The 21,879-nt window shown below is 52.8% G+C and carries 20 protein-coding genes and 1 pseudogene; 11 read left to right on the forward strand and 10 right to left on the reverse strand.

Annotation, left to right across the window (positions count from 1 at the left end; translation table 11 throughout):
• Nucleotides 1–75 precede the first annotated feature (75 nt).
• The 4 genes from JMA46_RS13375 to JMA46_RS13390 form a co-directional block, all read right to left on the reverse strand.
• Nucleotides 76–1,563, reverse strand: a complete 1,488-nt coding sequence (locus tag JMA46_RS13375) for a polysaccharide biosynthesis tyrosine autokinase (RefSeq protein WP_207345842.1) — start codon at nt 1,561–1,563, stop codon at nt 76–78.
• A gap of 103 nt (nt 1,564–1,666) precedes the next feature.
• Nucleotides 1,667–2,635 carry a GDP-L-fucose synthase gene (locus JMA46_RS13380; protein WP_207345843.1) on the reverse strand — a complete coding sequence of 323 codons (969 nt, stop codon included), beginning with the start codon at nt 2,633–2,635 and terminating at the stop codon, nt 1,667–1,669.
• Between the two features lie 2 nt (nt 2,636–2,637).
• Complete coding sequence (gene gmd, locus JMA46_RS13385) at nt 2,638–3,666, reverse strand: GDP-mannose 4,6-dehydratase (RefSeq protein ID WP_207345844.1); 1,029 nt, start codon at nt 3,664–3,666, stop codon at nt 2,638–2,640.
• 15 nt (nt 3,667–3,681) lie between these two features.
• The gene (locus tag JMA46_RS13390) at nt 3,682–4,968 is read right to left on the reverse strand and encodes a glycosyltransferase (RefSeq protein WP_207345845.1); all 1,287 of its coding nucleotides are present in this window, start codon (nt 4,966–4,968) and stop codon (nt 3,682–3,684) included.
• 56 nt (nt 4,969–5,024) lie between these two features.
• Here JMA46_RS13390 and JMA46_RS13395 point away from each other — a divergent pair, with 56 nt between their 5' ends.
• The 8 genes from JMA46_RS13395 to JMA46_RS13430 all read left to right on the forward strand — a co-directional run bounded on the left by JMA46_RS13395 (nt 5,025) and on the right by JMA46_RS13430 (nt 13,061).
• Nucleotides 5,025–5,657, forward strand: a complete 633-nt coding sequence (locus tag JMA46_RS13395) for an acetyltransferase (RefSeq protein ID WP_207345846.1) — start codon at nt 5,025–5,027, stop codon at nt 5,655–5,657.
• A gap of 3 nt (nt 5,658–5,660) precedes the next feature.
• The gene (locus JMA46_RS13400) at nt 5,661–6,536 is read left to right on the forward strand and encodes a glycosyltransferase family 2 protein (RefSeq protein WP_207345847.1); all 876 of its coding nucleotides are present in this window, start codon (nt 5,661–5,663) and stop codon (nt 6,534–6,536) included.
• A complete protein-coding gene (locus JMA46_RS13405; RefSeq protein ID WP_207345848.1) occupies nt 6,523–7,614 on the forward strand; it encodes a glycosyltransferase in 1,092 nt (363 codons plus the stop codon). The genes JMA46_RS13400 and JMA46_RS13405 overlap by 14 nt, the downstream gene beginning before the upstream one ends.
• Nucleotides 7,615–7,901: 287 nt before the next feature.
• Nucleotides 7,902–8,189, forward strand: a complete 288-nt coding sequence (locus JMA46_RS17255; protein ID WP_247647298.1) for a DapH/DapD/GlmU-related protein — start codon at nt 7,902–7,904, stop codon at nt 8,187–8,189.
• A gap of 76 nt (nt 8,190–8,265) precedes the next feature.
• Entirely contained in the window at nt 8,266–9,717 is a 1,452-nt protein-coding gene (locus JMA46_RS13415; RefSeq protein ID WP_207345849.1) for a lipopolysaccharide biosynthesis protein, read from the forward strand.
• Nucleotides 9,718–10,011: 294 nt separating this feature from the next.
• Nucleotides 10,012–10,566 carry a polysaccharide pyruvyl transferase family protein gene (locus JMA46_RS13420; protein WP_348770168.1) on the forward strand — a complete coding sequence of 185 codons (555 nt, stop codon included), beginning with the start codon at nt 10,012–10,014 and terminating at the stop codon, nt 10,564–10,566.
• A 9-nt stretch (nt 10,567–10,575) separates the two neighbouring features.
• Nucleotides 10,576–11,658, forward strand: a complete 1,083-nt coding sequence (locus JMA46_RS13425; protein WP_207345851.1) for a glycosyltransferase — start codon at nt 10,576–10,578, stop codon at nt 11,656–11,658.
• A gap of 101 nt (nt 11,659–11,759) precedes the next feature.
• Nucleotides 11,760–13,061: an O-antigen ligase family protein gene (locus JMA46_RS13430; RefSeq protein WP_207345852.1), complete on the forward strand. Its 1,302-nt coding sequence runs from the start codon at nt 11,760–11,762 to the stop codon at nt 13,059–13,061.
• A gap of 467 nt (nt 13,062–13,528) precedes the next feature.
• On the opposite strand, the gene JMA46_RS17260 is transcribed toward JMA46_RS13430, so the two are convergent.
• From JMA46_RS17260 to JMA46_RS13460, 6 genes and pseudogenes are all read right to left on the reverse strand, one after another.
• Nucleotides 13,529–13,840, reverse strand: coding sequence for a transposase (locus JMA46_RS17260; protein WP_348770167.1), 312 nt, complete (start codon nt 13,838–13,840; stop codon nt 13,529–13,531).
• Between the two features lie 247 nt (nt 13,841–14,087).
• A complete protein-coding gene (locus JMA46_RS13440; RefSeq protein WP_207345863.1) occupies nt 14,088–14,282 on the reverse strand; it encodes a transposase in 195 nt (64 codons plus the stop codon).
• A gap of 73 nt (nt 14,283–14,355) precedes the next feature.
• Complete coding sequence (locus JMA46_RS13445) at nt 14,356–14,634, reverse strand: hypothetical protein (protein WP_207345853.1); 279 nt, start codon at nt 14,632–14,634, stop codon at nt 14,356–14,358.
• 189 nt (nt 14,635–14,823) lie between these two features.
• Complete coding sequence (locus tag JMA46_RS13450; protein WP_207345854.1) at nt 14,824–16,254, reverse strand: integrase core domain-containing protein; 1,431 nt, start codon at nt 16,252–16,254, stop codon at nt 14,824–14,826.
• A 197-nt stretch (nt 16,255–16,451) separates the two neighbouring features.
• Nucleotides 16,452–16,583, reverse strand: coding sequence for a hypothetical protein (locus JMA46_RS17485; RefSeq protein ID WP_282099600.1), 132 nt, complete (start codon nt 16,581–16,583; stop codon nt 16,452–16,454).
• Nucleotides 16,584–16,950: 367 nt separating this feature from the next.
• Nucleotides 16,951–18,346 (reverse strand): annotated as a pseudogene (locus JMA46_RS13460) (IS1380 family transposase).
• 358 nt (nt 18,347–18,704) lie between these two features.
• Between JMA46_RS13460 and JMA46_RS13465 the strand changes: the two are divergent.
• Genes JMA46_RS13465 through JMA46_RS13475 form a run of 3 tightly spaced genes read left to right on the forward strand, consistent with a single transcriptional unit; the run spans nt 18,705 to nt 21,738 of the window.
• Complete coding sequence (locus JMA46_RS13465) at nt 18,705–19,745, forward strand: site-specific integrase (RefSeq protein WP_207345856.1); 1,041 nt, start codon at nt 18,705–18,707, stop codon at nt 19,743–19,745.
• On the forward strand, nt 19,742–20,701 hold the full coding sequence (locus JMA46_RS13470) for a tyrosine-type recombinase/integrase (protein ID WP_207345857.1): 960 nt from the start codon (nt 19,742–19,744) through the stop codon (nt 20,699–20,701). The genes JMA46_RS13465 and JMA46_RS13470 overlap by 4 nt, the downstream gene beginning before the upstream one ends.
• Nucleotides 20,698–21,738, forward strand: a complete 1,041-nt coding sequence (locus tag JMA46_RS13475) for a tyrosine-type recombinase/integrase (protein ID WP_207345858.1) — start codon at nt 20,698–20,700, stop codon at nt 21,736–21,738. Before JMA46_RS13470 ends, JMA46_RS13475 begins: the two co-directional genes overlap by 4 nt.
• The last annotated feature ends 141 nt before the right edge of the window (nt 21,739–21,879 follow it).

Genomic DNA, 21,879 nt, shown 5'->3' on the forward strand with positions numbered 1-21,879 from the left:
GTCGTTCAGGAGGGTGGTGATAACACAGTGTCCTGCGGTAACGAGCGCTTGGATGCCCGAGTATTAGGGCAGAAGCTATCCGCTTCGAGTGGCTCTTCTATCGGTTCCTCGCAATAGCTTGTCAAAGTCATCCTCGACAGCTCCATGTGTGTCGCGAATGACAACCGTTGAAGGAGCCAAACCAGCTGGTTTGACACTGATGTTTTCTGCGTTGGCGGTGTACCCGTAGTAACTGTAGGCGTAGGCATCAGGCCCCTTGACTGGAACTCGGTTGAGTACAACGCCCAGCACATTGGCGTCGAGCAGCTGAAGGGTTTCCATGGCCTTGGCCACTTCCTGCTGTTTGGCTGTGTGGCAACCCACCACAACCATTACGCCGCCCACCTTTTGGGCCAAAACTGCGGAGTCTGTGACAGGCAGAAGCGGCGGGGCATCGATAACTACTGCATCGAAATCCTTCTCCAACTGTCCAATTAAAGTTGACATCGCTTCTGATCCCAGCAGTTCGCTGGGATTCGGCGGAATCCTTCCGGAGGTGAGCACTTGGAGTCCGTGAGGTCCCCACGGCTGGAGAAGATCCTTGATGGTGGCATCCCCCACCAGTGCTGTGGTAAGCCCCGCAGCACCCTCGAGCCCCAGATACTTGGCCACCATGGGCCGACGGAGATCGGCGTCCACAAGGGCCACGCTCTGGCCGGACTCAGCCATTGCAAGCGCTAGATTGGTGGCAGTGGTGCTCTTGCCTTCTCCGGGCAGCGAAGATGTAACAAGGAATGTCTTGCTGTTGCTGCTGACTTGAGCAAAATGGAGGTTGGTCCGGAGTTGCCTAAACGACTCGGCACGCTGGCTGTGCCCGGTTTCTTGGCTTAGGAGAGGATTCTTCAGTGCGTCCTGATCAAACGCTATGCCGCCCAAGACTGGAGACTCCGTGACCCGTCGGAGGTCGCTTTCACTACGCACTCGAGTGTCCAGCGTGGTTCGCAGCAGCGCTGCCGCGACTCCCAGAGCCAGCCCCAGAATCAAACCAAGGGCCAAGTTGATCTTGAGGTTGGGGGAAGAGGGCGAAGTGGGTGCAGTCGCAGGGGTCACAACGGACAGCTTGACGGGTGAGGCCCCACCGTCCGCAGGTTTCTCTAATTTGTCCACCGCAGTGATCAGGCTGCTGGCCACGGCGTGCGCAATCGCGGCCGCTTGCACAGGCGAACCGTCATTGACTGAGATGGTAATGAGAACAGTCTTCAGATCAGAACTTGCCTTGATATTTGCGGCGAGCTGCTGGGGTGAAACATCCAGGCCCAGGGTGTCGATGACAGGTTGCAGCACTGTCGGTGTGGTGGCAGTCACCACATATGACGAAACTCTTGCTTGGATGAAAGAGTTTCCCGTTTGCAGGTCTTGGACGGAGCCTGAATTTTGGGTTGCCACGAAGAGCTGAGTCTCCGAGGTATAGACGGGTTTGCTCAGCACTGAAAACGCTCCGCCGGCCAAAAGCCCAACGAGAGCCAGTGCCACAATGATGATCCAATTGCGCCGCAGGATGCGGATATAGTCGCGTAATTCCAAAAGTAGGGTCCCCTATGTAAAAGCCACTTCAGACAAAAATCCGGGCGTGTTCGCTTAGGGGCGAAGTCCGCCCGGATGATGGTCTTCTGTTGTGGTTGTCAGTCTATTCGCGAATCTGGTTAGTGTTGTTGTGGTACCAGTCCACGGTATTGCGAATTCCGTCTTCAAGCGAGATGGTGGACCGCCAGCCAGCAGAAGCCAGTTTGGATACGTCCAACAGTTTTTGCGGCGTGCCATCTGGTTTAGTGGCATCCCATTCGATTTCACCCGTAAAGCCAACAGCGCTTGCCACCGTGGTGGCGACATCCTTAATGGTGACATCATGGCCGGTACCCACGTTGACCTGTTCGGGACCATCGTAGTGCTCCATGAGGTGCAGGCACGCGGAGGCCATGTCGTCCACATGGAGGAATTCCCGCCTTGGAGTTCCACTGCCCCAGTTTGTGACAGTGCTTGCCGAGTCTTTCACGGCGTCGTCAAACCGACGGATGAGTGCGGGCAATACGTGTGATCCTTGGCGAGAGAAGTTATCACCAGGGCCATACAAATTAGTAGGCATTGCAGAAATCCACGGGAGGCCGTATTGCCGGCGCATCGCCTGAACGTGGAGTATGCCAGCGATCTTTGCGATGGCATACGCATCATTGGTGGGTTCAAGATGACCGGTCAGGAGTGAATCCTCCTGGATTGGTTGTGCGGCAAGCCGGGGATAGATGCATGAGGATCCCAGAAACAAGACGCGCTCCACTCCGTGTTCCCGCGCAGCATCTAAGACATTCACCTGAATGCGCAAGTTGTCGCTGAGGAAGTCAACTGGATGATTCTTGTTGGCAAGGATGCCTCCCACTTTGGCGGCGGCCAGCACTACATAGCGAGGTTTGGTCTCAGCGAAGAAAGCGAAGGTTGCATCGCGGTCTTTGAGGTCTAATTCGCTGGATGTGCGGCCCACCAGGTTCGTGAAGCCTTGGGCGTGGAGCTTGCGCCAGATAGCCGATCCGACAAGGCCGCGGTGTCCGGCAACGTAGAAGGTGCTACTTCGGTCCAGGGGACCTGGTGTGAAGTTAATCTCCATGGCTAGGCTTTCCAACTTTCCAAGTCCACTGAATCGACCCAGTGGTTTCCGGCAGTCTCGAGTGACTTGATGTCCGCATCCACCATGATGCGGGCAAGCTCGGGGGTCTCCACCGTGGTCTTCCAACCAAGCTTGGCATTAGCCTTTGTGGGGTCGCCAATGAGGGCATCTACTTCCGTGGGACGCAGGAATCGTTCGTCGAATTTGACGTGGTCTTCCCAGTTCAGCCCGGCGTGGGTGAACGCTTCCGTCAAAAAATCCTTCACGGTGTAGCCGGTTCCCGTTGCCAAGACGAAGTCTTCGGGTTCATCCACTTGGAGCATGCGCCACATGCCCTCAACATATTCCGCGGCGTATCCCCAGTCGCGGATGGCGTCCAAGTTGCCCATGTAGAGGTCGGTTTGCTTGCCCGCCTTGATGGCGGCTACGGCGCGCGTAATCTTACGTGTGACGAAGGTTTCACCGCGACGCGGCGATTCGTGGTTGAAAAGGATGCCGTTGACGGCAAACATGCCGTAAGCCTCACGGTAGTTTTTGGTGATCCAGTAGCTGTAAACCTTGGCCGCACCATAGGGGGACCGCGGATAGAAGGGTGTGTCTTCACCCTGGGGCGGCGGTGTGGCGCCGAACATTTCCGAGGTGGAGGCTTGGTAGAAGCGTGTCTTGATGCCGGACATGCGCACGGCTTCAAGGAGCCGGACAGTACCTACACCCGTGGTGTCAGCCGTATGTTCCGGTTCGTCAAAGGAAACCCGAACATGGGACTGTGCAGCTAGGTTGTAGACTTCGTCCGGATTGATTTGCGCCAAGAGGGTCACCAAACGCGCACCGTCACTCAAGTCCCCGTAGTGAAGGAAGAGCTTCGCCGACGGGTCGTGGGCATCAACATAAAGGTGGTCAATGCGTGCTGTGTTGAACGTGGAGGCACGTCGGATGAGACCATGCACCTCGTACCCCTTTTTGAGCAGTAGCTCGGCCAAATATGAGCCATCTTGACCCGTGATTCCCGTGATTAGAGCGCGCTTAGACAACGCATTACCCCCTGTTTAGACGTTATGAGATTGGCTTTGGAGATCGACTCGATCCGTTTCGCTACCGTTAGTGGCCGCGAGGTTGGTCAACCAAGCACAGTATTCAACTATAGCGGCATGTTGAGACAGAAAATTCTTGGCATAATCGCGGCCAGCTGCTCCAAGTGTTGCGGAGAGATCGGGATTCTCAGAAAGGTGTTCTGCGGCCAGCAACAGATCCTTGGGTTTCGATGGATCCACGCGGATGCCTCCACCGGACGAGGTGATTTCTTCTGCTGTGGTGCTGTCAGCCTCCGTGGCCGCTATAACGGGGAGTCCTGTGGAGAAGTATGACGTCAATTTACTTGGCACAGCCATCTCGCGAAGACCGCTCAATTCGTTGACGAGGAGGATGTCGGCTGCTTGTAAGGCTTCTTGGAACCACGCATCGGGTAGTGGGTCGATAAACTGAATGCGGTTGATACCCTTGGCGAGCTGTTGAATCATGCTCCTCTGGTTGCCATCGCCCAGCAGCACAAACCGAACTCGAGATCTCTGTGCTTCAGCCAGCCTAGCAGCGTCCACCACGTTTTCAAGACCCTGTTTCACACCCATGTTACCGGCGTGGAGGACTATGACATCGTCATCTGCCCAGCCGAGCCGACGCCGCGAAGCAATGCGGTCAATTGCTGGCGGGATTGCAAGGTGAGTCCAGTTGCGAATGGTGCTGATGTCACTTCGTGGCACACCCAGTTCCGATGAAAGGTAGTCCCCGAACCGGTCGTGGATAACGGTCACTTTGGTGGCAGAACGTAATGCGAATCCTTCTATCTTCTTCATAATCTTTGTCGAAAGGGATCCCGCACTGCCGGTCTCTTCCAACCCACGGCTGTAGATGTCCTGAACCCAGATTCCCGTTGACGGCCTCGTCCATCCATACCTAGCCCGAAGCACAGCAAACGTCGTAGCAAAAAGGGCAGGGCTAACGATCAGCACCGCATCGGGACGGTGCCAGTTCGCGAACAACAGTCGGAGACCAAAGCTCAACTCCAGATGCATACGATGTGCGTTACTCAACGTCGTCGGGACGAAATGCCTCAGCCGCTTGAGCGTCACTCCGTTGAGGACCTCTGCATGCGACCAGCCGTTATACCCCTCGGCCAACTTCCACTCCGGGTAGTGGGGGTAACCCGTAAGAACACGAACGTCGTGCCCCTCAGCTACGAGCAATTCTGCAAGCCGCGTCGTGTATGGCGCGATGCCGGTAGGCTCAGGCGCGTAGTTAAGCCCGAGTATGGTTATGCGGAGTCTAGATGAAGTCACACATGCAATAATAGATCAAAAATCAGCGACTACTTCACCTAAATAGGGGGGGAATCATGTCATTGTACGACACAAATTCTGGAAAGATCAACACAATACCAGTGATCGATTTGTCTAAGGCACCAGGTGAGCGCTCGGCATGGGACAAACCGAAGCTGATCGTTTATCTTTGGGGAGCAGCGGAATTAATTTTCATTTCTAATCCGTGGCAGATAAGTTCAAAGCTGAGAGTTAGCGTTTTACGCCTTTTTGGTGCAAAAATTGGTCGTGACGTCGTTTACAGGCCAAGAACACGGGTAAAATTTCCATGGAAACTTCACATTGGAGATCGATCGTGGATCGGGGAAGGGGTTTGGTTTCATAACCAGGACCATCTATATATCGGTGATGATGTGGCAATTTCACAGGAAACACTTGTAACTACCGGCAGCCATGCATTTCGGAGCGACATGGCGCTCATATGCCGTCCAATCATTATTGAAACGGGATCATGGATAACAGCTCGGTGCATAATTTTGGGAGGAACAAGAATAGGGAGCTCAGCGGTGATATCTCCTGGGTCTGTAATTGGGCCCAATGAAATAGTTGAAGCAAACACCATAACAAATAATTGCCATAGCAAATCTACAGCTAAAAGATTTCAGGCTGACATTATAAAAACTACTGACGAAACGCGAATAGATAAATAGTCGATGACAAATTCGAAAATACCCATAACTGTCATAGTTCAGACGAAAAATGAAGAAAACAATATTGAGTCTTGCCTTCGGAGTCTTGCTGACTTCAATGAAGTTATTGTTTTGGATTCCAATAGTTCTGACGCAACTTGTAAAATCGCCGAAGACGTAGGTGTTTCAATTGTAAATTTCACTTGGAATGGGAGGTACCCCAAAAAAAAGCAGTGGCCATTGGATAACTTAAGATTAAAAAATGAGTGGGTACTGCAATTGGATGCCGACGAACTTGTAACTGATAATTTGTTGAGTGAGATAAAGACTCTAATTCCTAAGATGCTAAAACACGAATTTAGTGCCGGCGAAATAAACTTAGATTATGTGTTTTCAGGCAAGACTCTAAAATATGGTCATAGAGTCGTCAAGAGGGCGCTACTGCGGGTGGGTAGCGCACACTTCCCGATAGTCGATGACCTAGACATTCCGGGCATGGGTGAACTTGAAGGCCATTATCAACCGATTATTGATGGAAAGACAATTCGACTTTCCGCACATCTAATTCATAACGATAGAGACCCCGTCAGTGCTTGGTTTGACCGTCACAACAGATATTCCGATTGGGAGGCGCATCTCCGGACGCGACCACAAGCAAGAACGCACACTGCCTCAGCTAGGTCACGGCAAGGCCAGCTTTTTGATCGAGTCCCTTTTAAGCCCTTTATATTCTTCCTATATTCGTACTTTTTCAAGCAAGGAATGCGAGATGGACGTGCCGGGTTTGATTATGCCTTCGCCTTAAGTCACTATTATTGGCAAATAGACTTAAAAACAAGAGAACTAAGGCGAATCAACAAGAAAATCGACGACAAGGTGACTCATCTTGAAGGCCATTAATTATGCGCTAGTACTTGCTGTTCTTCCGAAATACAGGGCTGAATGTATTGGACTTTTGAAGAATGAATTCGCTGATGACCTTTCTATATATATAAGCGACGCGCATCTCGATCCTTCTGTAAAAAGTGGAATACCGACAAATTATTATAATCGCATGACTATGCATCGCGCATTTACTGGAAAGCTATTTTTACAGATAGCTTCTGACTTCACACCGTTGCGTGCACGAAATATTGTTGTTGATCTTAATCCTCGAAGTGTAACGGCGTGGTTACTACTAATTTCGCGATACATTATTCGGCGTAGAACTCTAGTCTGGGGACACGTACATCCACAAAAGGGAGCATCTTCCCGAACGAAGTATCTGAGACTCGCCATGCGGCGACTGTCAGCCGGGACCATCCTCTATACGTACAAAGATATGTTGAAAGCTCGGGCAGATTTGCCTAATGCTCGTGTGTGGGTGGCCCCCAACTCGCTTTACAAAGCAGAGATGATACGCGCAGGGTCTGGGGATTCTGTTCGCGACAATGTGCTGTATGTGGGACGTTTTGAACCTGCTAAAAAGGTTGGCCTGCTATTGAAATCGTTTGCTCAAATAGAAAAGATCCTCCCCGACGTAGGACTAGTACTCGTCGGAGGAGGTACTGAAGAGGGCATGCTGCGAAATATGGCTGAAGAACTAGGAATCCTCGACAAGGTGACCTTTGCCGGTTGGATCGATGATGCGAGTGATCTTGAGCCAATATATGATAATGCGTTCTGTACCGTTTCGCCAGGGTTCGCTGGACTTGGACTAACGCAAAGTCTCGGATTTGGTGTTCCTATGATAGTGGCGGATGACGAACCTCACTCGCCTGAGATAGAGCTGGCAGCTTCGGGAGGAATTCGCTGGTTTGCATCGAATTCTATCGATGGTCTGCGTTCGGCAATAATTGATTCTGCGGGAGAACGCTCAAGCGTGCCTGATAAATTATTGTCAATCTACGTCAGGGAACGATATTCTGCCGAAAGAATGGCTGCTGGTCTTAGTGACGCACTCAGGAATGTCGCTAGTGTGGATGAGGAGAAACTATGAAGCGTCCCAAATTACGTTCGATGATTCCGCGGCCCTTAATTAGCATAGTACGGATAATAACTCGGAAGTTGGCTGTGAATGAAAATGTCTTCACGGGGAATAACTTACGTGTGGGTCGCGGGGTAGTAATAAGTTCGCCCCACGGATTAACATTAGGGAATAATGTCAGCATCGGTCCGAGATCGATTATTCAGGTAAATGGGTCGATTGGTGATTATGCTCTTATCGGTATGGGGGTACAGATAGTCGGCCGAGACGATCACTCGGTCCACGAAATCGGTGTGCCAATGGCCAAGTCGACTTGGATAGGCGATCGGGAACCATGTCCACGCGATTCGGTGTTAATTGGACAAGATGTTTGGATCGGTGGATCAAGTGTAGTTTTGAGTGGGGTTGAAATCGGCGACGGCTCAATAATTGGTTCTGGGTCTGTAGTTACACGAGATATACCTGAAAACTCAATAGCCGTGGGCGTACCGGCTAAAGTAGTTTCAAAGAGGTTCTCCGATAATGAAGAATTCATATTGCACATGAACATCATTGGTGAATTATCCTGTCGTGGTGAGGATAGCTAATGTTTGGCATGGAGACAGATCAAAAAAATTTAAGGACCGCCCTAGCTGATAACATATCGATGAAGGTCCTTTTAGAGTGAGTCTATCAACAACAGCAGCTAGAGGTGCATTCACAACGGTCTTTGGCCAATGGATAAAATTCGCACTTCAGACACTATCGATTGTCGCCTTGGCCAGGATACTTACACCTGACGACTTTGGTGTCGTTGCCATGGTAACTGCCGTGTCGGGTATTGCAACCCTTCTCGCGGACTTTGGGTTGTCGATGGCGTCTTTACGTGATCACCTAATCTCAAATCAGAATAAATCGAATCTTTTTTGGATAAACCTTTGCATTGGCGCCTTCGCCGCAGCTATAGTATTTATTGCTGCCCATCCGCTGTCAATATTTTATGACGTGCCGGCCGTTGAAGGCATTGCCCAGGCAATGGCCATTATATATATACTGCAGGCATTCAACGCACAATTTCGTGCTGAGCTCTCGCGGAGCTTTAGGTTTCTTACTTTAGCAAAAATAGATATAACTGCACAGGCAATTGCTGTTACAGCAGCCATAATTGCAGGCATAATGGGAGCCGGCTATTGGGCATTGGTCTTCCAGCAGGTATCAATTGTAACGGTTCAGGTCGTTCTACTGATCTTATTTGCCCGATGGCGTCCGACGTGGCCCAAGAAGGATCCTAATCTTAAAAGCTACTTACGCTTCGGCCTAAAAGCATCGGGTCTTCAATTTGTAAACTACTTCACCTCTAACGTCGACTCGACGTTGATAGGCAAGTTTATAGGCACTCAGCCACTTGGGATTTACAATCAAGCCTATCAAATCTTCCGAGTACCGCTCCAGCAAATAGCGGCGCCTATGACACAAGTCGCCGTGCCTATCCTTTCCAAGATCTCTGACGATACTACCTTTGAAAAATATGTACTACGAGCCCAATTGATTCTCTCCTATTTGTTGATAGGATCATTTATTTTCGCAATATCTGTTGCAACACCTTTGTTGGCGATCCTGCTCGGTCCTGGCTGGGGAAACATCTCACTGGTTTTTTCTGTGTTAGCGATTGGCGGAATATTTCAAGCACTAGGTTACGTGTATTACTGGATATGCCTGGCGCGTGATCTTACTGCCAAGCAGTTGAAGGTAGGTACTATTTCCCGAATTTTGATGGTGATTTTTATGTTGGTTGGTGTGAAATTTGGCATACTAGGAGTTGCTGCAGGCGGAAGTTTGGGACTTGCACTTAATTGGGTATTGCTTTCCATCTTTGTTATACCCCATGCTCGGTTATCTGTATTGCGGATGATCGGAGTTACAATGCGTCCTATGTTTCTATTTTTGATCATCGGCGCCTCAGTATTTGCTTTTCTGCAGTGGCTGCCAGGGTCAGTCACTGATGTACTCAGACTGACGTATTGTATACTACTAGCTTTGACACTTATGTCGCTTGCAGTACTTACCATTCCAAAATTTCGCATTGACTTCTATCTGATCATTAGTACTGTCAAGAGCGCAAAACAAAGTCGATGAATTCTTAGGAGAACAGTGTCACGTATTCAAGGAGTCAAAGTCATACATTGGAATCCTCGCCTCCCAATTGGCACCGGCAGGTTTTCCAGACATATTCCCGGACGTGTGTCAACGAATAATTTTGGCGACCTCTTGGGACCAGAGATTGTGAAGAGATTGGTTGAGGTTCGGGGATATCGAGCACGGAAGCGTCTCAGATCACCAAATTTGTTGACTGTAGGATCGATACTACATTTCGCAAAGACAAATGATGTAATTTGGGGTTCGGGGAAAAATGGAAAAATTGCAGTCTCTATGCATAAGTTTCAAAACTTGGACGTTCGGTCTGTGAGAGGACCGTTGACCCGTGATTACCTCATATCTCGCGGTGCCTGTGTAGGTGAAGTTTATGGAGACCCTGCTCTTTTACTTCCATATTTATTTCCAGAAATGATTAAAGATCTAAAAATAAAAAAAAGAGGTATTCTATTCGTACCGAATTTACATGATTTCGAAATGACGGCGAATAGTTCTGCTGAGGTTCTGAATCCGACGTGTCATTGGCGTGATTGCATTAAAGCTATTGTTCAAAGTGAGTACGTGATTAGCTCGTCTCTTCATGGAGTAGTTGTAGCTGAGGCGTTCGGCATTCCTGCAAGACTAGTTGATTCAGGGACTGAGCCTCCGTTCAAGTATGAAGACTACTTTAAGGGAACCGGAAGGTCGCAGACACACAGTGCAGCAACTTTTCGATCGGCAGAGTTGGAGATGCAAATGGTTGAGCCTCCCCAAATTAATTTAGAAGGCTTATTGGCGTCTTTTCCATCTGATCTGTGGAAACCCAGAAGTACTAAGTATACGTTGAATTGAGGTTGTTACATGATTGATGTCTATGTTTGGGATCCCAACCCATTTAATCCCTATGGTGCGGAAGTTGCAAGGGTAATTTCAGGTGATCAAGTGAGAGTTTATCGATTTTGCAGAAAGGGCGACAAGATACGGTCTGCATGCACTGCTAATGTCGAAGTATTGCCGACACCTTCTGCGGGTCAAGCTTCTTTCTTGAAAAAGGCTCAATATGTTATTGGTATTTTCCTTTTCTTTTTACGTGCAATTGCCAAAAGGCCACTAATTATCGTTCCGTGGATTAATACAACGTTAGAAGTGGTATGTTTTCGACTGCTTCTGATGTTTGGAACAAAGATTGTTCTAGTAGTGCATAATCCAATACCCGCACGAGACGATGTTGACAAAAAGTGGGGCTTGGCTCAATTGCGGAGGCGGTGTTCAGCGCAGGTTGTTCATTCATCTGAATTGGCGTCGAATCTTGAGGGGGCTGGTAATTGTTATGTCGCGGCTCATCCCGGATATTTCGCATGGACGCAGTCTACTGCTGGGTATAACAGGGACGCTATCGATACAGCGCTACGAAGTCTGAGAAGTTTCCCACGAGAGGAAATCGTGGCACTCTTCATGGGGAGTATTCGGCCCGATAAGGGCTTCGACTTGCTTCCAGAAATTTCTAGGGAACTCACTGAACGAGAGGGAACGCTACTAGTCTCCGTTGGTCTGGTGAGTCCACCTGCGAGAGTTGTCTTAGATTCATGTGTAAACACAGTCGTGCAAGGTGACGGCAATTCTTACGTTTCTGATAACCAACTTTATGCTGCGTTGATGTTCGCGGATGTTCTCATTGCACCTTATGAGAATGTGACCGCCTCTGGAACGATCATGATGGCATTATCGCTTGGGAAACCTGTAGTAGCGTTTAGTAACGAAAATCTAATTCGTTTTCTTCCCGAGCAGTGTCTCGTTGAACCTGGTAATGTGATTGCCTTGGTTGAATCAGCGCTTCGAGTTAAGGATGAATCTTTCTTGATGAGCGACGTCTTGGCGCGAAACTTGGATCTCATTTCAAAAGATAATTGGAGAAGTATCTTGGAAGTCATAATAAATGTTTGACTCTAAATAGCAACATGAAATCCTTTGCTTCAATTGGAGTGACATAAATATAGTCAGTTGGGCATTTGAATTTCTTTATAAATAATTAATGGAGCTTTAAATTGTTATTACTTTTATTTGCCATTTTACTACTTGCTATTGCTGTCATTGTCTTTCAATCTGGTGTATTTAAGGGTGCTCTATTTATTTTAATAATGGTTTTATTCATGGCTCCTTTCGGCCTGACTCAGGTGTCGTCGACCTCTCATGTCGGTGTTGCTCAAGGTCAACCTCAGCTCACACTGCCCTTACTGTTAGCTGTGATTTTTGCCGGTATATTTATCGTCAGGCAGAGAAAAAACACTGGGGTTCGTCTTATTGCAATACCTATCATATATTTGATTCTTGCTTGGGTGTTGATTTGGCAACATTCGGCGACAGTTAATGCAGGGTTTATTCATTACTTAGGAGGAGGTGTTGTTTGGTTTGTCGGTTATACGATAGCGAAATATCGACAAGCAGATGTAACTTGGGATCGCCATATCAGTGTTGCGATTTTTGCGGTACTGCTTCTTGAGTTTGTTGTAGTGTCAGCGCAAATGATGGGCTTGTCAGTTGGTGTTTTCGGAGAAGCGCAGGTCGCTGGGAATATAATGCGTCCCGGTGGTACTTTTGGTCATCCCGGAAACCTAGGAAAAGCGCTGCTTCTTATTTTGCCATTTGTATTTCAATTCGTCAGATCCGCGGATGTTCTTGCGCGTCGTGTTAGTAAGTGTTCCCTTAGTTTAGTTATTCTAATGACGGCTCTAACGTTCGGTCGAGCTAACATGATTGGAGTTGTTATTGCTGTACTTCTGTGGATTGTATTGAACAAAAATAAAAATGGCCTTGATGCAAAATTCAAGTCAATATTTTTGTTGATTTTGATATGCCTTCCATTTTTCAGTATTTACCTTCTGCGTTTTGAAGATGACCCTACGGGTGGTGAGCGTCCTGAGCTGCAGAGTGAGGCTTTGATGCAGATTTCTCAAAACCTCTGGGGTGGGACTGGGCCCAACAACTATGTTGAAGTAGTGGGTAGGTGGGCATCCTCTACTTCTGCGGGCTTTCCGGTTCATAATGCCTTTCTGCTACTAGTGGCTGAGATGGGTGTTATCGGAGCTCTAAGTTTCCTTTTTCCATTCGTTGTTGTCGTTATTTTGTCTCTTCGAAGTTTGTCTAGCAGTCGCGCTACTGTGGAATCTCCGATGATTTATTTTGTTGCGATCATCCCTGGAATTATTATTGCGGCTGCTAGTGGATGGGGATTGCTTTCGGGTAACGTATATCTGCTGGCCTGTATTGTATTTTCTTATACTGCTGGTTCATGGGCTCGTGATAGACACTCATTCAGGGCTAATGCAAAGTCATCAGTAGTGGTTTGACGTTGATCTCTTGCGGCCGCGGATGCTCGGGATTGACGAACACCGTTTCCGGTCCGTCCGCGTCTCCAAAAACACCGTGACCAATACTTGGCAACGCATAGAGCCCTGAATGACGTCCATTGTAGACCTCAGGGCTCTGGATATAGGAGGGGGCGTGGTTCGCTGGTTCGTTGTATAGAGGAGGCTTTTGGTAGCGCTTGTGGGTTGATCTGGGTGGATCGGGTAGCGCTTTTGGTCACGGCGGGTGAGGATGGCTTTCACCCACGACATTGGTGTCGTGGGTGGTGAAAGGAAACCGACTGTAATGGCTGATTACCGACACATCGTGTCCCTGCTGGTGCGGGGCTACTCTTATCGGGACGTCCAAGCATTGGTGGGGTTCGCATCGTACGATTGCGAAGGCCCGCCAGATCCTTGGGGCCGAGGCGTTCACGGCTCTCCGCGGTTCGTGGTGAATTCCATTATTGTCATGGATGATTCACCGCTGTTCGGGCGGCGCTTCTGAGCATAATACGAGTCGTGTAGTTGGTGGTATTGGTGAAGCCGCGGCCGGTCCTTTTGATGTGTTTGATGCTGGTGTTGTTGGCTTCTACTTTGCCTGTGGTGGCGCCGGTGACGATGAGGACTTCGATCTCTTTCCACCACCGGCAAATGGTCCGGTAGAGTCTGGTCGTTTCTGGCTGCTTGGATTCCTGCACGAGTCGTTCAAGGTGTTCCTTGGCCAGCTCAGCGTCTTCCAATGAACCGGTGCGCAGCATGACCCGTACTTGTTCTTTCACGTCCCACGCAGCCTTGAGCTTTGCCGGTGGGATCATCTGTTGCGAAGACTTTCTCCAACCGTGCTGCGGCCTGTTCTGAAAGAGTGTCCGCAGCTCGCAGCAGTAACATCCTGTGCGCCCAGGCTGGATCCACAGCCCGGCCACGACGACCCCGCACCTGATGAGAGAGCTGCTGTCTGACTTCAGTCAGAGCCTGGTTAGCAGGTTCCTCGCGTTTAGTGGTGAATACCAGCCCGCTGAGATGAATTCATGCCACCGGTCGGGCGGCAATTCTTAGCAGGATACGTGATTGATAGTTAGTTGGGTTGCGGAACCCGCGGGCGATCCTTTTGATATTTTTGATCATCGTTTTGGCTGCTTCGACCTTCGCTATCGTCACCCCGGTGGCCAGCAGTGTTTGAATCTCTGGCCACCACTTGATTACGGCCCAGTAAACCTCTATGACCGTGGTGCCTCATGTCAATGTGCTCGCGAAATGATTACTGCATGCCTCATCTAAAGTGCTCGCGTAATGGTCATGCTGCGTGGGGTGCTTGGGAGTAGGTCTTGGCTGCGGCCAGCCGGATGAGTTGCTGCTGGATCTCGTTGATCCGGTTCGTTAGATCGGCCAGGTCGAGGCTGGCGTAGAGGTCCTCCATGTGGCAGCGCTGGGGCTCGAGCATGATCCCGGTGTCCTTAGTCCGTTGGGCTGGGGTGCGTGGATCATCGTAGCTACGCACGGATTTTCCCTTGCCGCTGAGGAGGTATCCGGTGACCTTCTTAGTCGGCAGGAACAGGTTCTTGCGCACGTTCACCAGCGGCCAGAGTTCGTTAAGCAGGCGAAGTTCAATTGTTCAGCAGAGCCTTTCGGTAGCACGTGTGGGTCGATCCGGTGTGTAATCTCGCTACATCGTGGACAGTGAATATCACTTCTTCGTGGACACCGGGTCTCAAGAGTTTTTACACAGCTACCGGCATTGTGGCGCCGGCAGTTGTGCGCGCGGTTATCGCGTGGCCATGACGTCTGGTTGTTCTTCTTGGCGTTTGGCAAATTGGGCTTCGTAGTGTTCTCGTTTGCAGTTCCACTGTTTCGTCGTGTAGGTCACCTGCACGCCCTGAACGGAGTATGAGGCAACATAGCGGCCGCGTACGTTTAGGGCAACCATCGGCAGGGGGAAGGAGAACACGATTTCACCCGTGGCTGGGTCGGTGAGCATGAAGGCATCGTCGGTTATGGTCCGGTAGAACAGGCGGTCGGCGTAGGTCGTGGGCAAGGAGACGTGGAAGCCCTGGTAATAGACTTGCCGGTTAGCACGGGTGATCTCCACGATTGACTGGTCCGCGGCCCTGTCCTGGGCGTTGTCATCGGCCAGGATGGTCCCGGTCTTGGTGATCGTCAGGCCCGCCCTGTCAAGGTCTCCCTGACGGCGTGCGCGGACCTGCATGTAGTAGGCGGCTTTCGCTTCCAGGACGGGCAAGGGAATCGGCTCCGTCGCCGGTGTGTGCTCGAGTAGATCCCAAGCTGTGCGCGGTGTGGCATGGTCCAGGGACTGGTGCGGTCGGCGGTTGTTATAGTGGTCCCGAAACCGGCCAATCCTGCTTTGGAGCTGTTCGAGCGTGGTGGGGCGGTGCGCGTCGAGGAACCGGAGCAAGGTTTGGTGTGAGCGCTCATTCTTGCCCTGCGTGGTGGGTTTGCCGGGCAGGCCGCTGATGGGCATGGTCCCTTTGGAGGCGAGGAAGATTTCCACGGAACCAATCCTGCCGGCCCGCAACTGGTTGAACGCCGAGGAGTTGTCCGACAGCAGCTCCTTGGGCGGGCCATAGGCGGTGATGGCTCGGTCGAGGACGTCCTTGGCATCGGCACTGTTCTCGGCACGGGAATACGCCGCCGTGCCCACATCGAAGCGCGACGCGTCGTCCAGGAGCTGGTACACGGTGACGACCTGCCCATTGGTGAGGCGGTACTCGAAAGCATCGAGCTGCCACAACGACATCACGGTGGCGCGCACGAAAGGGATGTACGAGGACTTCGGGCGTTTCCTGGGGGCAGCATCGACGTGCCCTACGCTGGAGAGCAGGCGGGCAATCGTCGCGACCGAGGGAACCTTCCCGCCCGGAAAAGCCTCCAGCTGGCTGGCTTCGTAGTAAATCGAGCGCGGGCCGTAGTCCCAGCCATCGGCTTTGAGTTGCTTGCGGATCTTCACCACTTCGTTGACAACCGCGGGGCCATACTTGCGGGCCGGAGTCTTTGGTGCACGGGATCTGGGATGAAGGGCCGCGGTGGATTCATGGACAGCCCGGGTTCGAATCTTATAGAAAACACTGCGCGAAATCTTGATCGAACGGCAAAACTCCGTGACCGAGAGTGCATGAGGCTGCAAGGGATCGTAGTTGATGATGGTCGCACGAGTCTGAGGTGAAAGAGAGTTCTTCATCCAACGACTATCCCCGCCAATCCACCATTCAAAGTGTCTCCGATGTAGTGAGACAGCGTGTCTCCGATGTCATGAGATCGTGTGTCCCCGAAGTGGTGAGACAGGACATACAAACTCTTGAGACCCGGTGTCCACGAAGAAGTGATATTCACTGTCCACGATGTAGCGAGATTACACACCCGATCAACCCACACGTGCTACCAAATGGCTCCTCTATACACAACATCGGTGTCGTAGCGATAATTGAACGCCGAGCGACGCACGACGGCGCCGTTCTTTTGCTCAACGAACGGGTTGTCGTTCGAGTGGTGTGGCCGTGAGCGGGTCATGCGAATGTTATGGGTATTGCACCAGTTAGTGACCGCCATATTGAGGAATTCAGAGCCGTTGTCACTACTAAGCCGATATCGGCTTAGTGTTGATTAAGCCGAGAAAAACGCTAAGCCGAGAGAGATCGGCTTTGGCCCGGAGTTCCGGCGTTCTTGGAATCTTTCCTCGGCTTAGCCTCGATCTTGCATGAGGCGGGGTTTCTGGTGGATCAGGGCTGACTGTCTGCCTGATAGTTCTGATTTTGGCATGTGGTTGTGACATTGTGTCCGCTGACCGTGTGGCGGTTGTCGGTGACGGGTTCCACGGTCGGTCACGGTGGTGCTGGTTTTGTTTTCTGTTTGAGTGCGGACGGATAGCGACTTTTGCCTATGGTGGGCTCAACGCCGTGATCCGCTGCAAGCCTTTGATCAGGAGTTGCACCTCTGGTGCCGTGGAGGCTAGATGCAGGGTGGTTTGGCGGGCGTGGGTGGCGATCTTCCCGCCGATTTCAAAGAGCCGGACCCGGAGCTTCTTCGGTTCCCAACGCCGGGGCTTCTTGTCGGTGAAAGCAATCATTTGGGTCCAGGCCATGATCTCAGCGGCGAGCATGACCACATGGCACCAGAGCTCGTTGCCAGCGAAGGCTTTCAGCGGAAGGTTCGCCAATCCGGTGTCCTTGGCATTACGGATACGGTCCTCACACCGGGCCCGTAAACGGTGGCGGACTTCCAAAGCAGCCAGCTGGCCCTTTTCCTGGTTCGTCGCGATCGCCGTGTACCGGTTCCCGTCAATGTCGGTAATCCGCAACTGCGCACCGACGTGCGGGATTTCCTTGCGCACGATGACTCGCATCCCGTCCGGCCAGGACTTCAAATCCAGCATCCCGGTGATATCGGCAACCCACGCCCCATCGCGCTCAGTTCCGTTGCTGTCGTAGGCTTTTGGTCCACCCTTTCTTCGGGACCAGCGGGAGAACGTCGGCCACGGCCCCGTGGATGGGGAACCCGACGGAGTAGGAGAAATTGCGTCCTTTGGCGGTGAGCCAGTCCAAGAACCCGTGCGTGCCTCCAGCGGAGTCGGTGCGGATCATGACCTTCCGTCCCGACCGGTACCCCTTGGGAAGTTGCTTCACTGAGTCTTTAACGACTTGGATATGGTCGGCAGCAGTGTTCGAGCCGGCATTGCCAGGACGCAGCAGAGTTGCCAAGGGTTCCCCTGTGCCCAGGAGGCCGTGGTCAACGAAAGAACACAACGGGTGAAAACCGAACCCCTTCTTCCAAGTTGGGCGGGCGTCTTCCTTCTCGGAGTGCGAGTTCAGCAACGAGGCGTCCAAATCGATGACCAGAGGGTTCTCCGCACTCACCCCGTGCAGGGGCGAGTCTTTCCCTGCCTGTTCCCACACATGGGCCCGTGCCGCTGCCCGTGCCTTGTTGATAGCAGCCAACGCCTTCGCTGGTCTCACCTGCGACAAGGTCGTGAAGAATCGGCTGATCGTCGCATCCGAGGCCACCAACCCATAGACCTCCGACTGATTGCGGAGCCGGTCAACATCCGAGGCGAAGTCACCACCGGTGGCCAGCGACAGCGCCAGATCAGTGAGAATCTTCCCCGGATCATGGGAAGCGAACGGCTTGCGCCAAGGCTCCAGAGCCTGCGACAAACCAGCCGTGATCCCCGATGCTTTCACCATCGAGGTCAGCAGAACACCACCGGCTTGGGACACGACACCCTCACCGGTGGCATCAACTCGGACAGAGGGGTAAAAACCGGTAAAGTAGTTCACCTGCAAGGTGCTCCTGAAACTATGTAGAAAATGTTGTGTGGTAACTACATTTTCCCACGTCAGAGGCACCTTTCAGGCTTTAATTACGCGGCCCGGTCACACCGCCATGAAATCTCGAGGTTAGCGTTTCGACTTGGTTTTGGCGTTACCTTCGTCGTATCCGTATGGCTAGCGAAGGGCGTGCATCATGGATATGACAGTTATCGGGATTGGTGAGCTGGTGGTGGTGGCTCTGGAAGCGGCGGGCTACAAGGCGTCGACGATTCTTGAATACAGGAAATAGCTTCGTCGCTTTGAGTTGCTTGCCAGGAGACAGTATGGCCTCTATACCGTGGAGTTGGGTGCTGAGTTTGCTTCAATGACCACGAGCCCGCGGACCGGCAGGTTCAGTGACCAGCGCCGTAAGTCGTATGGCCGGTTGGTGAGGTTGCTTGATTCGTACGTTTTGACCGGTTCGGTGGATCTTTCCATGGTGCCGCGAGGTGGTGGCAAGGCTGCTCCGCGGTCCGAGGAGCTTGGCTGTCTGCTGGCCCGCTGGTCAGTTGAAATGGGGCAGCGCGGGCTGGCGGTGAACACCCGGGCCTCTTATGACCGCGAGGCTCGCGGGTATCTTCTCTATCTGGAGGGCCAAGGTGTGACGTCGCTTCGGGAAGCCGGGGGTGCCAGCGTTCTGGGGTTCCTTGAATCGTTGCGGGGGCGCTGGGCTGAATCTTCGATGTGGTCGGCGGTCATCAATCTGAGGGCCTTCCTGAAATTCCTGGACCGCGACGACCTGCAAGAGGCTCTGGACTTGGCTAACGCTAAACGGCACCACGGAATCATTCCCAGCTTGGGCGATGAAGATGACCAGGCTGTTCTCCAGGCTTGCACCGGGGGCCTGATCGCGGCCCGGGATGCTGCCATCACGTTGCTGGCGTTGGTGACGGGCCTGCGTGCGTGCGACCTGATCGCCCTGCGGCTAAGTGACATCAACTGGCGTGATTCGACGATCGGGATCGTGCAGCAAAAAACGGGCAACCCGCTGACGCTTCCCCTGCTGCCGGCGATCGCTGAAAGGCTTGCGGAGTATGTCCTCACCATGCGTCCCGATGTCGGTAACGACCACGTGTTCTTGCGTTCCGTCGCACCCCACACTGAGTTCTCGGACCACTCGTCCATCTATGACGTGACCAGGCGAACCTTCAGTGCGGCAGGAACGGGCCGCTCGAAGGTCGGGACGAGGTTGCTGCGCCACAACGCCGCTACCAGACTTCTGCGTGCGGGAACCCCGTTGCCGACGATCGCGGCAGTGCTGGGTCATGCGGGCCCGGAATCCACCAACGCGTATCTCGCCACCGACACCGAGCACATGCGTGCGTGCGTCCTCCCGCTTCCGGTGCTGCAGGGAGCCGGACAATGAACGGGCCCCGATTCACCAGCTCGTTTGCCCCCGACCTCGAGCGATACCTGGCTTTCAAGGAAAGCATGGGCATCCACGGCAGCGCCAGGGTTGCGTCCTTGCGGAGCTTCGACAGCTACTGCGTCGAACATTCCCTGGAGAACGTTGACCGGGCCACCGTTGAAGACTGGGTTTCTTCCCGGATAGCATGCCTCCCGAACGGCAGCCGGTCGTGGATGTCATACATCAGGGACTTCGGCCGGTGGGAACGGCTCAATGGTGATGAGGACGCCTATGTCCTCTCTGACCAGTGGAGATCCGATCTGGTCCGCCCGCAGCCATACCTGCTGACGACCGAGGAGATCACCAGGTTCTTTGACGCCGCGACACAGTTGGAAACCAGGTCCCCGTGGAGATGGCAGGGGTCCGCGTTCTTCGCCCTCATGCATTCGTGCGGGTTGCGCACCTGCGAGGCGCGAGAGTTGGAACCGGGGGACGTGAACCTGGCCGAGGGCATCATCGACGTGCTCTGGTCCAAGGGAAACCGCAGCCGGTGGCTTCCGATCACCGATCAGATCATTGACGTTCTGGCTGATTGCGACCGGGCCTCCCGGGACGTCTTCGGCAACAAGCGGGCGACCTTCTTCGTTTCCTCCACCGGCACCCCGGTACGGCCGGAGGCAGTTGGGACCGCGTTCCGCAGGGTCTGGGACCAAGCCGGACTGCCGCAGCACCTTGGAGGGAAACAACCCATTCCCTATTCTTTCCGTCACCACTTTGCCTATGCCAACATCGAACGCTGGATGGCCGAAGGCACCGATGTCAACGCCATGCTGCCCTACCTGTCCCGCTACATGGGCCACGCCTCACTGGCGAGCACCTACTACTACATCCATACATCCCCGGATTTCATGAGCGGCTACGCCGACATCGTCCGTGAAGGCCAGGGAATTCTGCCCGAGGTGGGATTCGAATGAAACGCAACAGCGGCACCGACACCCCGAATTTTTGGGGATACGCCCGGAACTACCTGCACGAGTACATGCCCCGGGCCAGGAACTTGTCCCCGAAGACCGTTGAGGCCTACCGGATTTCCCTGGAATGCTTCGTGGGCTACCTCGTTGACGAACAACAGATCCAGCGCAAGGACGTCGGCTTTGACCATTTCGAACGGAAATTCCTCAAAGCCTGGGTGATCTGGATGCGCGAGACCAAGAACTACCAGCCAAAGACGGTGGGCCTGCGCCTGACCGCGATCAAGGCATTTCTGCGCTACGCCTCCCAAGAAGACCTCCGACTGGTGGCCTTGCACGAGGCTGCCAAGGCGCTCAAGGCCCCTGCCGCGCCCATGAAACCCATCGACTACCTACAGGTAGACGCGACCAAGGCGCTCCTTGCCGCCTTCACTGGTTCCACCCCGAAGTCGCGACGCAACCGCATGCTCCTGATCCTGCTCTACGAGTCCGCGGCACGCGTCAGCGAGATCACCGCACTGACCCTCGGGGACCTCAACCTGGTGAAACCCGCGCACCTGACACTGACCGGGAAAGGGAACAAGAGCCGCGTGGTACCTCTGGGCGACAGGACGGTCGACCACCTGCACGTCTACCTGGAGGAGTTCCATCCCCGGCATGCGGCCCTGCCGGCAACACGTCCGCTGTTCAACAGCCTGCACCAGGGTGAACCGACCCGGCTTTCCGAAGACAGCGTCACGGAGATCCTCAAGAAGGCCGGGAACACCGCCCGGAGCTCCTGTCCTGCAATCCCGGCCAGGCTGTATTGCCACATGCTGCGCAAGACCAAGGCGATGGACCTTTACAAACAAGGGATCCCGCTGCCGATCATCATGCAACTACTCGGACACGAAAGCATGAGCACCACCTCGGCGTTCTACGCCTTCGCAACCTTGGACATGATGAAAGCAGCCATGAGCAAGGCAGCTCCCGGTATCAGTGAGGCAACCATGGAATGGCTCAGTGAGGAAAACCTGCAGAAGCTCTACACTCTCCGATAATCACCAAAACGCTAAGGGTTCGCGATGTAATAACTTGTAATTTTGGTTTATGTCCGGCCAGGACTGTGTTAAGGACGCTGATCCATCAGCGTGGGATTGTTACGCAGTGGCGTGCGGGGCGAGGGTGTAGTTCCAGTCGCC

The organism is Arthrobacter sp. E3 (assembly GCF_017353415.1).
GTDB lineage: Bacteria > Actinomycetota > Actinomycetes > Actinomycetales > Micrococcaceae > Specibacter.

Excerpts from the sequence above, each read along its gene's own strand:
- JMA46_RS13380 (WP_207345843.1), bottom strand. The coding sequence starts at position 2,635 with ATGGAGATTAACTTCACACCAGGTCCCCTGGACCGAAGTAGCACCTTC.
- JMA46_RS13475 (WP_207345858.1), top strand. The coding sequence starts at position 20,698 with ATGAAACGCAACAGCGGCACCGACACCCCGAATTTTTGGGGATACGCC.
- JMA46_RS13465 (WP_207345856.1), top strand. The coding sequence starts at position 18,705 with ATGACCACGAGCCCGCGGACCGGCAGGTTCAGTGACCAGCGCCGTAAG.
- JMA46_RS17255 (WP_247647298.1), top strand. The coding sequence starts at position 7,902 with ATGGCCAAGTCGACTTGGATAGGCGATCGGGAACCATGTCCACGCGAT.
- JMA46_RS17485 (WP_282099600.1), bottom strand. The coding sequence starts at position 16,583 with ATGACCCGCTCACGGCCACACCACTCGAACGACAACCCGTTCGTTGAG.
- JMA46_RS13395 (WP_207345846.1), top strand. The coding sequence starts at position 5,025 with ATGTCATTGTACGACACAAATTCTGGAAAGATCAACACAATACCAGTG.
- JMA46_RS13420 (WP_348770168.1), top strand. The coding sequence starts at position 10,012 with ATGCATAAGTTTCAAAACTTGGACGTTCGGTCTGTGAGAGGACCGTTG.
- JMA46_RS13450 (WP_207345854.1), bottom strand. The coding sequence starts at position 16,254 with ATGAAGAACTCTCTTTCACCTCAGACTCGTGCGACCATCATCAACTAC.
- JMA46_RS13425 (WP_207345851.1), top strand. The coding sequence starts at position 10,576 with ATGATTGATGTCTATGTTTGGGATCCCAACCCATTTAATCCCTATGGT.
- JMA46_RS13400 (WP_207345847.1), top strand. The coding sequence starts at position 5,661 with ATGACAAATTCGAAAATACCCATAACTGTCATAGTTCAGACGAAAAAT.
- JMA46_RS13470 (WP_207345857.1), top strand. The coding sequence starts at position 19,742 with ATGAACGGGCCCCGATTCACCAGCTCGTTTGCCCCCGACCTCGAGCGA.